The organism is Frankia sp. AgKG'84/4, from assembly GCF_023242965.2.
Classification (GTDB): Bacteria; Actinomycetota; Actinomycetes; order Frankiales; family Frankiaceae; genus Frankia.
Genome location: NZ_JALKFU020000080.1, coordinates 1 through 14,313, shown reverse-complemented (window position 1 = coordinate 14,313; position 14,313 = coordinate 1). Strand labels below are relative to the sequence as shown.

The window sequence follows — 14,313 nt, the reverse complement described above, 5'->3', positions numbered from 1 at the left end:
CTGCGGACCTGCGACGGCGTCGCCCAGTTCGGCGGCGCGGCGACGGTACCCGCGCACCGCCGCCGCGGCATCCAGAGCGCGCTGGTCGCCGCCCGGTTCGTCGACGCCACCGCGGCCGGCTGCGACATCGCCGTCGTCACCACCCAGCCAGGCTCGAAATCCCAGCAGAACGTGCAGCGCCAGGGCTTCGACCTGCTCTACACCCGCGCCATCCTCACGAAACAGCTCTGAGGGCCGACCCGACCCCCGACCTCCGACCCCCGACCCGACCCAGCCGACTTCAACAGAGGACCAGAAAATGACTGCCGAGACGATTCTCGCGGCGGACGAACCACGTATCGATCTGTTTGACGGTCCGCGCCAGGAACTGCGCACCCTGTTCGAGGAGGCGGAGGATTCCGCCGCCCAGCTCGACGGCTACATCAAGGAGGGCCGCGTCCTGGTGGCCCGCGTCGGCACGGAGATCGCGGGCCACCTCCAGGTCGTGGACACCGGCCGTCCCGGCGAGGCCGAGCTGAAGAACATGGCGGTGCATCCTCGGTACCAGCGGCTCGGCATCGGCCGGGCACTGATCGACGCGCTGGTGAACCTGCTCGCCGCCGAGCGGGTGACGACGCTGCTGGTCGCCACCGCCACCGCCGGCATCGACAACCTGCGCTTCTACCAGCGCTGCGGATTTCGCCTGCGCTCCATCGAACGCGACGCCTTCACCGCGGCCACCGGCTATCCCCCCGGCATCCTCATCGACGGCATCGAGCTACGCGACCGTGTCTGGCTGGACCGGGAGCTGCCGACGCTGTGAACCTCGCAGGCCGGTCGATGTCGGCCTCAGCCGGAGGGGTCGGCCAGGACGGCAGCCAGCTGAGCATCGCTGAGCGCCGGCACATCGATCGGATGGGCGGCGCCCGCGCGCAGCCCATCCAGCTGGAATGCCAGATGACGCCGCCACGCCTGCGGAGCGACACCAGCCGTTTCCCGGATCACCTGTGACATCGCCCAGATCAGGGCAGCGAAGTCAGACGTTTCGAAGTCGGCCCGCAGCTGACCGCTGTCCCGAACTCTCACCAGGAGTTCCGCGATACGCCCGAGGCTGCGATGGCAGGCCGCGATCACCGTGGGTGAGGCTGGGACGCGCTGAGCGAGCGCGTCGCTGAGGCCGCGATCCTCGGCATGCAGGGCAAACAGCGACTCGGCGAAGTCGACGAACCCGGCCCAGGGATCCGGCGCGGCGAGGGCCGCCTGGATGAGGACAACGGCGATCCGGGCGACGGTTTCTACCGTTTCCTGCCGGCCAGGCCGGGTAACCTCGCCGCCGGTGGCCGCCTGCAGATGCTCGCCGTGCGCGGCGAGCCCACCTACGACACCGCCACCGGCCAGCGGGTCGGCGAACAGCTCCCGGTGGCGTGGGTCGACATCCCCCATCCGGACCCCAGCGACGCCGAAGCCAACCCCGGATCGGTCTACAGCCAGGGCCGCGCCCTCGGCGGCACCCGCTTCCTCGGCCTTGAGGGCGCGACTGGGCGAACGGGAGCTGCACCTTCGTCGCGTCGGAGGCCGGCGACGCCGAGCAGGGCCAGGTGTGGAACTACCGGCCGACCGGACCCGACACCGGCGTCCTGACGCTGCGCTACGAGTCGCCGGACGCGAAGGTCCCGTCTACTCACGACCGCCGGCCGGATCGTGGACCTCGCCAAGGTGATCGCCCCACTGGACCTGCACTACTGGGACCCGGAGGACTTCCCGAAGCCAGGCGCGTTCGGCGCCAGCGAACTGGCCGGCGCACTGTTCACGGCCGACGGCCGCCACCTCCTGGTCAACCTGCAGTACCCCGGGATGACCCTCGTCATCACCGGTCCGTGGGGCGCCACCGGCTGACCCGCCACCGGCTTCTCCCGAGTCGTGCCGGCGCGCACGGGCGGTCCATGGCATGGCCCGAACCTGCGGCAGGTGGGATGATCGGAGCGGGTGCGATCGCTCGAATGTTCGGGCCTGACGTCGAAAGCCCTGCCCGACCCACCCGCCAGGAGGCAACACGACCATGGTCGCACCGATCCAGCGCCGTCAGATCGACATCACCCGCGTTCGCTCGGTCCTCCCCGCGAACGGTGGCTGGTGCGAGATACGGAACGCCCGGATCGAGATCATCGAGTTCGACCAGGGCGTCCTGCGGCAGTGTCTCGTCGCCGACCAGCTCGCCTCGATCGAGTACGACGGCGCGGCAGCCCTGAACGAGTTCTTCATCCCGATCGACCAGATCATCGGCTGGATCGCCCGCAAGACCGACCCCCAGGCTCGGCCGGCGGAAGACTGACGCCTGAATCCAGCGCGCGGACCCGGATCGGAGACCCTGTCATCAACGCCTTTACATGTGACGAGTGTGGGAATCGCAGGTCCGGGCAGCCAACCCTGTCGGTGACCGGACGTCGACTGTGCGAGGAGTGTGGCGGTCGGCTGCTGGGAGCGGCCGGCGCGCTCATAGCCGGTGGCGGAGTCGGCGAGGCGATCGCGACCGCGGGCCGCTTCCGCCGGCTACGCCGACGATCAGACCGCGAGGCCGCGCCCCCACCGGATAAAACGCCCGCGGCGCGGGGAGGGGAGAGCTCATGACCGACCAGCGGACAGTCCTGATCACCGGCGCGACTGACGGCCTCGGTCGCGCGCTCGCCCTCCGTCTCGCGAGTGAGGGCGCCGCGCTGATCCTGCACGGCCGGGACGCCGACAAGCTCGCCCGCACCGCTGAGGAGATCCAGAGCACCCACGGCGCCCCACGGCCCCGGACCGTGCGGGCGGACCTGGCCGAGCTGGCTCAGGTGCGCCGGCTCTCCGCCGCGGTGGCGGCGACGACCGACCGGCTCGACGTGCTCGTCAGCAACGCCGGCATCGGCAGTGGCGCTCCCGACGGGCGCACCCGCCAGACCAGCGCCGACGGTTTCGAGCTGCGTTTCGCCGTCAACTACCTGGCCGGTTTCCTGCTCACCCTCGACCTGCTCCCGCTGCTGCGCCGGTCCGCTCCGGCGCGCGTCGTCAACGTCGCCTCCCTCGGCCAGCACCCGCTGGACTTCGACGACCTGATGATCGAGCACGGTTACAGTGGCAGCCGCGCCTACGGGCAGAGCAAGCTCGCGCAGATCATGTCCGGCTTCGAGCTGGCGGAACAGCTGCCTGCGGGCGAGGTCACCGTCAACAGCCTGCATCCCGGCACGTACATGCCCACCAAGATCGTCCTCGCGGAGATCGGCCGCCACGTCGACAGCCTCGACGATGGCGTCGCCGCCACCCACCGCCTCGCCGTGAGCCCTGACCTCGCCGGCACCACCGGCCGCTTCTTCGACCGGACCCGTGATGCCGCCCCCAGCGCCCAGGCATCCGACAGAGCGGCCCGAGCCGAACTCCGGACCCGCAGTCTCGATCTCATCAGCCGGGCCGGCGTCACCGTCTGACCGCCTCGGCGAGGACCCTGACCGGTCGCCGGGCTCCGGCAACCTCCTGAACACGTACATCGCGTTGCAGGACGACGGGAACCTGGTGATGTACAGGGGCACCCCGGACACGGGTGGCGAGCCCGAGTGGTCCTCCCTGGTCGACCTCAACACCGGAGACGAGCCGCCGGTCGTCACCGATGTCAAGAAGACCTGGCTGGAGGTCGCCGACTACGACCACATGAGCATCGGCGCGTCGAAGGTGCTTCTGTACATGGGTGGCGACCGGTATGTGGCCGCCCAGGGAAACAAGGTCGACCCGCAGACCTCGCCGATCGACATCGCCGAGGTCTACAGCGGCGTGAAGGTGACGAAGAACCTGCTCGGGCCGACCTTCAGCGTCATCGCGGCCACCTCGGTCATTCATGCCGCGACCACGGGCGAGAACGATCTGTCCTCCTGCGATTTCACCCTGTTCACCGCCGACGCGCAGGCCCAGATCAGCAACACCTACATCGGTGCGGGCGCGAAGCTGGCACTCATCGACGCGCAGGTGTCGGTGTTCAACCTGACGCTGGGCCTCGGCGCCGACACGGGCATCGGCATCAGGGACGACTCGGTAACCGTGAAGCTGCTCGGTACCGGCCTGCAGGTGGGCCGGGTAGTGGGAATCGGCGTGTTCGGAACCAGTTTCGGCGTCGACTTCGGCCGCGTCTTCAACTCGATCTTCTAGCGCGCCGCTGGCCCGCCGCCTGGGCCGCACCGTCGGCCTTGGCGGCACGCCGGCCGGCTGTCAGACGATGGCCGGCCGGGAATCCCGCACAGTCCTCAGCCGACCCTGATCTGACCTCAGGACAGGACGGCCTGGCAGGCTAGGATCGACGCGGTGGGCGACGGATTCGGCCGGCAGGCCGAGGCGGAGCCGTCAGGGAGTTGACCGAGCATCTGGTGCGGCGCCGCCGGCCGCAGGGCCGCGGCGGCGTCCGCGGAACGTGCGGAGGGAAACCCCTTGAACGTCAACTGGCTTGTCTGCAAGGTCGGCTGCATCGAATGCGGCATCATCGAGGAGCCCGCGCTCAGGATCATCGGAATGTATGCAGAGGAACAGGAAGCCGTTTCCGCCGCCCGGGCCGAGGCCCAGACAATCGCGCAGCGGTGGGGAATGACCAACTCGGACAAACCGCTCCCGGTGAACGCGACCGAGAAACTGGATTCCCGCCTCGGCGCCGGCTGGATGTGGACACCGGCCGACCACGAACAGGTCTTCGCGGTACGCGTTCCGTCCTGACCCCTTCGCGCGGCGGGCCCGGAATGACACAATGGCCTCCGTCGCACAAAGGATATCGGGGGTCCGAGCGTGCTGAAATCGTCATCAGGGTCGGGGTCGGGCCGGCAGTCGGCTGTTCGGCGGCGGTCCGCCCGGTTCGCGGGTGGGCCGCCGCCGCGGGCTCCGCGCGCCGGCGCGGGCACCGTGCTGGTGGTCTTTCTCGTCGCGTCGCTGATCAGCGGGTGTGGCGGTGGCCGGCACGCGCCTGATCTGGCCGACAAGCCCGGAGTTCAGATTCTCGCCGCCGCAGCCGACGCGCTGCGTGCCACCGGCCGGTTCCGGGTGCTCGCCGAGATCGGGGATGTCGGCGGAACACGGTCACTTGTCGGTGACCTCCACCTGCAGGTGGATGCCACCGAGCTCGACTTCGACTCGGTTGGGCGAGGATACTCCGCACGCGCCCTAAGCCCCGACGAGGTCTACCTGAAGGTGAACGCGGCAACGCTACGGTCCGGCGGCGGAGGTAAGCCGGGCATGGAGATCCTCGCGGACCGCTGGTTCCGGTACTCCGCGGCGCAGAGCCGAGCTAGCGGCATTCCGACCGTCGAGTCCTGGGCCAATCTCGTCGCCCGGGCTGGGGACGGCGGAACGGGCGCGGTCACCCGCACCCGCCTCGACGGCAGGCCAGCCATTCGCGTCGGCGTCGGCGGCCCGGACGCGGTCTACGTCGCGGCGACTGGTCCGCCCTATCCGCTTCGGGTGGAACGGCCGACCGCGCGCGCGACCTATGGGTTCTCGGACTTCGGCCGCGTCGTCCCGATCGAGGCCCCGCCAGACGCGATCGAGATAGACCAGGCGTTTCCGGCGATCGGGTTGGTGCCGTTCGCCGGCACGACGTCGCAGACCACGCCCGGTTCGGCGGGCTGATCGCTGCGGAGCCGGCGCGCCGGGTGAGCCGGGAGCCGGCCCCGGGGCCACGGCCGGGAATCCCGGCCCCCACACTCAGCAGTAGGAACGTGGACTCCGGTCGTCCACGTGTTCTCGCCATTCTCCGGCCGACAGCGGGGCGCCGACGAGGGCGCACCTTCGCCGGAAGACCGACTCGGCGTCGACCTCCCACGAGACGACCTCGCCGTTGGTGAAACCGACAGCGGCGCCCCCAACGCTCGTCATCGTCACCGTCAGCGGGTTGGCGGTCGCGCCCAGGAGCGACGCGGCCAGCTTGGGCGGACCCTCGCCGAGGGCCCACAGCCGGGAGACATGGTCGCTGTCGGCGGTGATGAGCGTGTGTGGGTCCGAGCCGAAGCCCACCGCGACGACCGAGTGGCCCCGGGCCGGATGGAGCGACGTCCGGGCGATGCCGCAGTCCGGCGAGAACGAGGCCAGCCGGAAGGACGAGCCGCCGGTGGTCGTCGCCAGCGTCCTGCCGTCGGAACTCATGGCCAGCGGGCTGGGCGCCGACCGCGCCACGTCCAACTGGGTGGTCACGGCCGACCGCCGCCAATCATCATCGCCGCCGAAGACCCAGATCGTCCCGCTGGCGGTCAGGAAGGCACCGCACCGGCTCCGGCCACTGGCCACCACCGACCTGACGCCGTCGACGCGGGGTGGCACTCCGTTGACCCCGTCGGCGGGCGTGAGTCTGTCGAGCAGCCGAGGCTGCCGAGGCGAGCGGACGTCCCAGAAGTAAAGGGTGCGCCCCGCCCCGCCCGCGACCAGAACCTGATCATCTGTCAGCGCCAGGGCGGTGGCACCTGCCTGGGGCACCCTGCCGAGGGGCGAGGGGCGGCCGAGTCGGTCGAGGTGGAACAGCGCGATGTCCCGGGCGCGGGCGACCGCCAGCCGCGAGGTGCCCGCCTCGGTGGCGACAGCGACCCCCTGGGTGGAGATCGACTCCGCGGGCTCCGGGGGGACTCCCGCCGTGATCCGCCAGCTCTGCACGGTGGTTCCGCGCAGGGTGACCAGGATGTTCCCGGGCAGGGCCGCGGTCGCGGTGACCGCGCCCAGCGGCTGCGGAACTGGTCGCGCCGCCACCGGGAGCAGCTGCAGGGTGCCCGTCGAGAGCGCGACGAACAGGGTCCGACCGTCCGGCCGGTAGGCCACCGAAGCGATGCCGGCGGGATCACTCATTAGCACGCTGTAGCCGAACGATCGCACGTCAACCGCGACGACCATGCCCTGGTCGAGACTCAGCGCCACCGTGTGGTCGTCCGGGGCGAAGGCCATGGCCACCGCTGGCGACGTCACGGAGAAGGTTGCCGCCGGTGGCCCGGACACCCGTCCGGCCTGCAGTTTCCAGAAGACGACGGGACGACCCGCCACCGGCGCGACCGCGAGCATCGAGTGGTCGTGGTCGAACGCGACCACCCGGGCCCCGCCGGTCACCGTCGCAGGCAGGAGACCGGCGTCGGTCGGCCGGGTGAGATCGTGGATGTTCCACATCTGGACGGCTCCGTCCGGTCGGGCGAACGCCAGGAGCTGACCGTCCTCGCTGAGCGCGACGGATCCCTTGCCCGCGGCCGGACCGAGGGTGCTGACGGGCGTGACGCGGGCACCGTGGCGTCGCCAGAGGTGGACCGTGGTCCGGCTGCTGCCGGGGCTGGCGGGGCTGGCGGGGCCCGATTCGGTGGTGCTGGCGAGGACGCCGTTCGACGCGACCTGCAGGTCATCGGCGTACTCGCGCAGCGGCGTGGGTGCCCCGGCCCGGGGCCGCCGCGGATCGCTGACGTCCCAGACCGAGACCCCCCGCAGGCCGCCGAGCAGGAGGGTGCGGCCGCCGTCGGCGAGCCGGACCGTGGTCACGGTGCCCATCCTCGGGTCGAACGTCGAGATCGGGCGGGGCCGGCGCGGATCGGTCACATCCCAGCACCGCACGATGCCGCGCCGGCTGGCGGCGAACATCAACCGTCCGTCCGGGCTGACGGCCGGCTCGGCCAGATTCGCGACGTCGGCGAAGACCCGGGTCGGCACGCCGGCGGCGTCGAGGCTCAGCAGCATGTCGCGGGCCTGCTCGGTAGGGGCCGTCTGCCAGGCGACCAGACTGAGCTGGGCGGCGAGGTTGCGGTCCGAACCGGCGAGCAGCCGGGCCTCCGCCGCCACGCGCTGTGACAGCGCGATCTTGCTCTGCCTGATGGCGGCGTCGCGCTGCACGGTCGCGAACCCGGCCAAGCCGAGCGCCAGCACAGTAAGGACGACGAGCACCGTGATGATCACCCGGCGGACCCGGACCGCCCGGGCCTGTTCCCGTCGATGGTCCACGATCAGCTGGCGTTTCTCCAGGCCGAGCATCGGACCGGCGATCGCGGCCACCCCGCCGAGGAAGGCCTCGTCGGACAGGTCCAGCGACAACGCGGGTTCGGTGGGCGACCTCGGCCTGAAATCGACATGAGGGTTGTCCCTGTCCCATAGCCCGCGCAGGGTGGGCGGTAGATCTCCGGGCACGTCGCCCGCGACACGCACGACGAAGAAGCGGTCAAGGGATCCGCCGTTGGCGAGCCAGTACGCAGATTCGTGTTCCAACCAGTGGGAATCTCTCGAGGCCGGCGAGGATATCAGCAGGAAATGGCTGCACCGGCCGAGGGCGCCGTTGATGATGCCCTCAAGACTGCCTGCCGCCGCTATGTCGGAGTCATCACGGAACACCGCGAGACGCGCCCGCCGGTGCCTGGGCCAGGCGATCCGCGGTATCTCCTTCTCCAGCGCCCTGGCCACGTCCTTGTCGCGCTTTCGGTTGTACGAGATGAAGACCCGGGGCAGCGAGCTGCTCCGGGTCGACCTCCGCATTCCTCCGAACGACCGGCCCCAGTGCCGCCGCCGGCGGCCGACCCCGCTCGGAACCTCCTGTGCCGCTGCTTGCTCATCGCCATGGATCACGCGCGCACCCCCCGTGCTCCGCCCCCGAGCGGATCCCGTCCCGCTGGTTTTCATTGTGCTCTCCCCCGCCGCGGCCGCGACAAGTACACCCAACTCTCCCCGGTGGATGCGCGCACAAGTAGGATGGCTTTGTGCGATGCCGTCATGCGGGGGCTGGCGGTGGCGACGAGGGGGAATAATGCACGGCTGGGACGAGCCCGCCGCGGCGAGCACCGACTTCTTCGTTTCCTGCGCCGAGTCCGATCGGCTGTGGGCGGAGTGGGTCGCCGCCGAACTAGAGGCGGCGGGCAGGACGGTGTTACTGCAGACCTGGGATGCCGTCGCCGGGGTGAACTTCGTCGTCTGGATGAGTAGATCCATGGCGGCCTCCCGGCGGATCGTCGCCCTGTACTCGCCGGCCTATTTCGAGTCTGGCTGGTGCACGGCGGAGTGCACCGTCGCATTCGGCCGACAGGTGCTGCTGCCTTTCAAGGTCGCGGAGTGCGAGGTGCCGGCGGTGCTCGCCACGACGGGATACACCTCGCTCCACGGCCTGGAGGAGGCGACCACGCGGGAGCGGCTGCTGAGAGGCGCGGGCCTGCGGGCGCGGCCGCGCCGGTTCGACGATCGCTTTCCCGGCGGGGCGGCGCCCGTGCCGCACCCACCCGACGAGCCGCGCCGCGCGGAGACAGCAGCACCCTTCCCGGCGGCATCACCCGCGACGTGGAGCCTTCGCCGGCCACGTTCCACCTGGTTCGTGGGAAGGGACGCGCTGCTCACGGACATGTACGAGCGGTTCCGCTCGGTGCCGGTGGACAGGACCGGCGCCCAGGTCGTGGCAGGGATCGGCGGGGTCGGGAAGACCCAGCTCGCGGTCGAGTACGCCCACCGTTTCGCGGCCCGGTACTCGTTGGTGTCGTGGGTGGACGCGGCCGAACCGACGACGATGGTGGAGTCCTTCGACGCGCTCGCGGACGCGCTGCGCCTGCCGGCGGATCCGGATGTGGATCGGCGCGCCCGGCGGGCGCTGGCCTCGCTGCGCGAGGAGTCCGACTGGTTGGTCATCTTCGACAACGTCGAGAACAGGCAACTGCTCGCGGACTGGTGGCCCACGGTCGGCGGCGGGGACATCCTGGTCACGGGTCGCAGCCGGCTCCTGGAAGAGTTCGGTGAGATGCGGAACATCGGGACGTTCTCCCCCGAGGAGGCGGTGTCGTTGCTGCGGCGCCGTGCCAGCCGGCTGACGGAGTTCGATGCGCTGCGCCTCGCCGAGGCCCTCGGCAGTCTTCCCCTCGCGCTCGGCCAGGCCGCCGCCTACCTCGCCGCGACCGGCATCAGCGCCGACGACTACCTCGAGCTGGTGACGGCCTCGGTCTCGACGGCGTTCGCCGACAACCCCGCCGACTACCCGGCCGGGCTGGTGGGTTCGGTGACCACCGCGATGAACCGGCTGGTCCACGAGGACCCCGCCGTCGCCGAGGTGTTTCGGATCGCGGCTTTCCTCGCCCCCGCGCCGCTGTCCACCCAGGTGCTCGACGCCGTCACCGCGCTGGTGCTGCCCGGGGCCGTTCCCATCGTCACGAGGAGCCGGGTCCTGCGCGGACTCGACACCTTCGCGCTGGCGCAGATCTCCGGCGGGGTGTTCGAGACACACCGGCTGACGCAGGCGGTCCTTCGCGACCAGCTCTCGCCCGAAGACCGCGGGCGGCTGGGCGCACAGGCCGCCGCCGCCCTGGTCGTGGCGGCTCCGGCACAGCCCGACGACCCCGCTTCCTGGCCCGAGTACGCCACGCTGGCGCCGCACGTGTCCGCGATGATCGATCATCCGGCTGGGGGTCGTCTACCCCGCTTTCGCGGTCTGGTCCTCATGACCGTCGAATACCTGACGAACAGCGGCCAGCACGCCGCGGCGCTGGCGCTGGCCAACGCGGTGGTCGACACGTGGACGCCGCTCGACGGCCCGGACGGCCTCGACAGGCTCGGCGCCGCGCATCGGCTCGGCGAGGCGCTGCGCGGCGCCGGCCGCTTCGGCGACGCCGAGAATCTCGACCGCGACACCCATGCGCGGCGCTGCCGGATCCTCGGTTCGGATCACCGGGAGAGCCTGCGTTCCGCCGCCGCGGTAGGCACCGATCTGCGCGGTACCGGAGACCGGACCGGCGCCCGTGACTGGAACAGCACCGTGCTCACCGCCGCGCGCGCCGTGCTGGGCAGCGATGATCCCCTGGCCCTGGACATCGCCGCCAGCCTCGCCCTGGACCTGCACGGCCTCGGTGCGATCGCCGCGGCCCGCGAGCTGGACGAGGAGGTCCTCGCCCGGCGCCGAGCCGTCCTCGGTGACACCCACCAGCGCACGCTGGCATCGGCCCGCGGCCTCGCCCGCGACCTGCGCGCCCTCGGCCTGCACGAGCAGGCCCGCGACCTGGCCCGGCAGACCCTCGACACCCTGACGCGGATACTCGGAGCGGACCATCCCGACACGTTGCTGGCGGCCAGCAGCCTCGCCGTGCTGCACTACGCGCTCGGTGATCTCCAGACCGCCCGTGACCTGCATCAGGACTCCTACAACCGGTCGACGCGCGTACTCGGACCGGATCACCGGCACACCCTGCGCATCGCCAACAGCCTCGCCGTCGACCTGTTCCGGCTCGGCGACCCGCAGGCGGCGCTCGACCTGCATCAGGAGACTTTCGACCGGCTCCGCCGCACCGCTGGCCCCGACCATCCCGACACCCTGCACACGGCCCACAACCTGGCCCGGGACCTGGACGAACTGGGCCAGCAGGACAACGCGGTCGATCTCTTCGAGGACACTCTTCGCCGCCGCATTCTCGTCCTGGGCGACGACCACCGCGAGACCCGCCGGACGAGGGACCGCCTCGCGCGCATCCGCGCCCGCGACACCGCCGCAGAGATCCATCCCCACCCGGAGGCGATGACCTGACCCGGTATCCCAGCGGCCGGACGCCGGCGGGCCGTCCCGGAACCGGCGCATCGCGCCGCGCGTGACCTCAGCGTTCCCGGAGACGGGGTGGGTGCGGTTTGCCGACCTCGGGCTGGGCACTCTGCCTAGAATGCCGGGTATAGACGTTGTGACCTCGGGGAAGCGGGTCGCGCCGCGGCACGGCGTGGTCGACCCGCGCAGGCTCGCGGCTGTGCGGGCGACGGGTCTGCTGGACACGCCGGCCGAGGAGCCGTTCGACAACCTCGCCCGGCTGGCCGCGACGCTGCTGGGAACCCCGTGGGCGTTCGTCACCGTCGTCGACGATCGGCGTTCGTTCTGGAAGAGCTGCATCGGTGTCGACGCAGCCGATCCGGCCGACCGGCAGAACGCCGTGGGCGCGAGCTTCTGCCGGTACGTCATCGACTCGGGCGCCGAGCTGATCGTGACCGACGCCGCCACCGACCCCCGTACCAGGGACAACCCGTCGGTGGAGTCGATGGGGATCCGCGCCTGGATCGGGTTCCCGATCCATTCGCCGGACGGGTTGATCCTCGGCACGTTCTGCGCGGTGGACCGCCGCGCGCGGCGGTGGACCGACCGGGACATCCTCACGATCTCCGGGCTGGCCAAGGCCGCGTCCAGCGAGGTGGCGCTGCGCGAGACCGCCCGCCGGGCCCAGGCCAGCATGGCGCAGGCCGTCGCGCTCGCCCGCACACTGCAGGACAGCCTCCTGCCGCCGCTGCTCCCGGAGGTGGCCGGCCTCGAGGTCGCCGCCCGCTACCTGCCGGCCACGGCGGTCGGCACCGACGTCGTCGGCGACTTCTACGATCTGTTCCCCCACCACGACCGCTTGTGGGGCGTCGCGCTCGGCGACGTCTGCGGGAAGGGACTCGACGCCGCGAAGGTGACGGCTCTGGCGCGCTACACGATCCGCGCCGCCGCGACCTGGCAGCGTTCGCCCGCGCAGGTCCTCGCGCATCTCAACGACGCGCTGGCGACGCAGCGACCCGACGACCACCGTTTCCTCACCGCGGTCTACGCGGTGCTGCATCCCCCGCGCAGCGACGGTTCGGTCCACGGGAACCTCGCCCTCGGTGGCCACGAACCGCCGCTGCTGCGCCGCGCCGACGGCACCGTCACCTCACTGGGTGAACCGGGCACCGCGCTCGGCATCGTGGCGGCGCCCAGCCTGACCGATACGCGTTTCGCCCTGAAACCCGGCGACAGCCTGCTGCTGTTCACCGATGGCGTCACCGAGGCCCGCCAGCCGCACACGCGGGAGTTCTTCGGCGATGACCGGCTCCGCCAGATCGTGCGGGACGACGGCGGCCAGGGCGCCGCCCCTCTCGCGCAGGCCCTGGAAACCGCCGTTCTCGACTTCACCAAAGATCACACGAGCGACGACACCGCCCTGCTCATCCTGCACGTCCCCACCGGATAGACCCCTCGGCGGCGAGATTCCGCCCGAACGACCGCCGAATGCCGGACGGTCAGGCGACCCGACACGGCCGGGATTCCGGCGCGACCTCGAACCACACCGTCTTTCCAGGTGGATGACGCCGGACGCCCCACCGGGTCGCCAGGGAATTGATCAGGCCGACGCCCCGCCCGTGCGTCGCATCGGTGTCCGCGGGGGTGTCGACGGGCGGGCGCCTGCTGCCATCCGTGACCTCGACGCGCACACCGCCCGCTGACGTCCGGACGACCAGGTGCGCGGCAGTGCCACCATGCACGATGGCGTTGGTCAACGTCTCGCTGGTCAGCAGGACGGCGGTGTCGCAGACATCGGCGGACAGCTTCGCGTCGCGGCACATCCGGTGCACAGCACGCCGCATCTCACTCACAGCCCTGATATCAGGGCCGATCCGGAACTCCTCGGTCTCCTCGCTCATCATGAGCACAATCGCAGGCAACTGTTTGCCGACCAGCAGGCACGCCGACCCGGGAATGCGGGAAAGTGGTGGTCGGACGGATGTTCGACGGAGAGAGTCAATCCGTCCTCCTTAGATTTTCGCCGACGAGCCCGGTATGCTACGCGCCCGCCGGGACCCGGCGGCGGCTGCCCTACGGCGGTCGCCATGCGCAGCGCGAGGATGCGAATTCAGCGAATTCGCGCGAAAAACTGTGCCGTCAGCTGGTCACAGCGCGGAGTTCCACCCATCTCCACCACGCCAGCGGCGTCCTTCCGGCCACCGTGCCGGGACATCTTCTCGGTGCCGACACCAGGCGCGAGCCAAGCGCTATTGCCCAGGCGTGCCGTCCCGCCGTTGATGATGCCGATACCTTCCGACTTCGGACTACCCGCCCGCCGCCACCCCAATCCAGACCATTCCCCGCCCGCACCGACAAGCTCCTGCGACCGAGGAGCTGCTCACCCGCACCCGCACGATCCGCGACGCCGAAGCCCACCATTTCTTCGAGGGGCTCCGCCTGCTCCAGCCCCGCCAGGATCCTGACCGGTGACGGCCGGAGCTCAGTCGCTCTCCGCGACGGCGGCCGCCGTCGCGGGCGCGGTGGCCAGGACGACGGCCGCGGCGGTGGTCGCCAGGACGGCGCATCCGGCGTACGGCGTCCAGCCGGCGCGGACAGTGTCGGACAGGACGGCGACGCCGACGATCGACGGCGCGATGACCTCCGCGATCCACAGCACGGCCGTCACCGGGCCGACCTGGCCGTGCTGCAGCGCGTGCGCGTACAGCAGGGTGCCGGCGACGCCGAAGCCGGCCAGCGCCCAGGTGAGGGGGTCCGCGGCGAGGGATCCGACCACGGCGGGCAGGGCGCCGGTGGGCGTCGGCAGCGCCCGCGCGCACACCGCGGTCCCGCCGTAGGCC

13 protein-coding genes and 1 pseudogene are annotated in these 14,313 nt (G+C 71.2%); 10 read left to right on the top strand and 4 right to left on the bottom strand.

The window, feature by feature from the left end:
* Nucleotides 1-231: GNAT family N-acetyltransferase (locus MXD58_RS08150; protein WP_374615801.1), on the top strand; the 231-nt coding region annotated here is incomplete at its 5' end.
* 67 nt (nt 232-298) lie between these two features.
* On the top strand, nt 299-802 hold the full coding sequence (locus tag MXD58_RS08145; RefSeq protein WP_248836383.1) for a GNAT family N-acetyltransferase: 504 nt from the start codon (nt 299-301) through the stop codon (nt 800-802).
* A gap of 26 nt (nt 803-828) precedes the next feature.
* Here the strand turns inward: MXD58_RS08145 and MXD58_RS08140 are convergent, their stop codons facing one another.
* Complete coding sequence (locus MXD58_RS08140; RefSeq protein WP_248836382.1) at nt 829-1,422, bottom strand: SbtR family transcriptional regulator; 594 nt, start codon at nt 1,420-1,422, stop codon at nt 829-831.
* Between the two features lie 273 nt (nt 1,423-1,695).
* Here MXD58_RS08140 and MXD58_RS08135 point away from each other — a divergent pair, with 273 nt between their 5' ends.
* The 6 genes from MXD58_RS08135 to MXD58_RS08110 all read left to right on the top strand — a co-directional run bounded on the left by MXD58_RS08135 (nt 1,696) and on the right by MXD58_RS08110 (nt 5,613).
* Nucleotides 1,696-1,875: a hypothetical protein gene (locus MXD58_RS08135; protein WP_250609160.1), complete on the top strand. Its 180-nt coding sequence runs from the start codon at nt 1,696-1,698 to the stop codon at nt 1,873-1,875.
* Between the two features lie 163 nt (nt 1,876-2,038).
* A complete protein-coding gene (locus MXD58_RS08130; RefSeq protein WP_248836380.1) occupies nt 2,039-2,311 on the top strand; it encodes a hypothetical protein in 273 nt (90 codons plus the stop codon).
* Nucleotides 2,312-2,603: 292 nt separating this feature from the next.
* Nucleotides 2,604-3,440, top strand: a complete 837-nt coding sequence (locus MXD58_RS08125; protein WP_248836379.1) for an SDR family NAD(P)-dependent oxidoreductase — start codon at nt 2,604-2,606, stop codon at nt 3,438-3,440.
* 64 nt (nt 3,441-3,504) lie between these two features.
* Complete coding sequence (locus MXD58_RS08120) at nt 3,505-4,152, top strand: hypothetical protein (RefSeq protein WP_250609159.1); 648 nt, start codon at nt 3,505-3,507, stop codon at nt 4,150-4,152.
* A gap of 276 nt (nt 4,153-4,428) precedes the next feature.
* Nucleotides 4,429-4,707, top strand: a complete 279-nt coding sequence (locus MXD58_RS08115; protein ID WP_248836377.1) for a hypothetical protein — start codon at nt 4,429-4,431, stop codon at nt 4,705-4,707.
* A 183-nt stretch (nt 4,708-4,890) separates the two neighbouring features.
* Nucleotides 4,891-5,613: a hypothetical protein gene (locus tag MXD58_RS08110; RefSeq protein WP_250609158.1), complete on the top strand. Its 723-nt coding sequence runs from the start codon at nt 4,891-4,893 to the stop codon at nt 5,611-5,613.
* 75 nt (nt 5,614-5,688) lie between these two features.
* On the opposite strand, the gene MXD58_RS08105 is transcribed toward MXD58_RS08110, so the two are convergent.
* Nucleotides 5,689-8,469, bottom strand: a complete 2,781-nt coding sequence (locus MXD58_RS08105) for a toll/interleukin-1 receptor domain-containing protein (protein ID WP_250609157.1) — start codon at nt 8,467-8,469, stop codon at nt 5,689-5,691.
* 268 nt (nt 8,470-8,737) lie between these two features.
* Here MXD58_RS08105 and fxsT point away from each other — a divergent pair, with 268 nt between their 5' ends.
* Both fxsT and MXD58_RS08095 read left to right on the top strand, forming a co-directional pair.
* Nucleotides 8,738-11,482, top strand: coding sequence for an FxSxx-COOH system tetratricopeptide repeat protein (gene fxsT, locus MXD58_RS08100; protein WP_248836374.1), 2,745 nt, complete (start codon nt 8,738-8,740; stop codon nt 11,480-11,482).
* A gap of 148 nt (nt 11,483-11,630) precedes the next feature.
* Nucleotides 11,631-12,923, top strand: coding sequence for a PP2C family protein-serine/threonine phosphatase (locus MXD58_RS08095; RefSeq protein WP_250609156.1), 1,293 nt, complete (start codon nt 11,631-11,633; stop codon nt 12,921-12,923).
* Between the two features lie 49 nt (nt 12,924-12,972).
* On the opposite strand, the gene MXD58_RS08090 is transcribed toward MXD58_RS08095, so the two are convergent.
* Both MXD58_RS08090 and MXD58_RS08085 read right to left on the bottom strand, forming a co-directional pair.
* Nucleotides 12,973-13,374 carry an ATP-binding protein gene (locus MXD58_RS08090; protein WP_248836372.1) on the bottom strand — a complete coding sequence of 134 codons (402 nt, stop codon included), beginning with the start codon at nt 13,372-13,374 and terminating at the stop codon, nt 12,973-12,975.
* Nucleotides 13,375-13,955: 581 nt separating this feature from the next.
* A pseudogene (locus MXD58_RS08085) lies at nt 13,956-14,313 on the bottom strand (hypothetical protein); the annotation flags it as partial.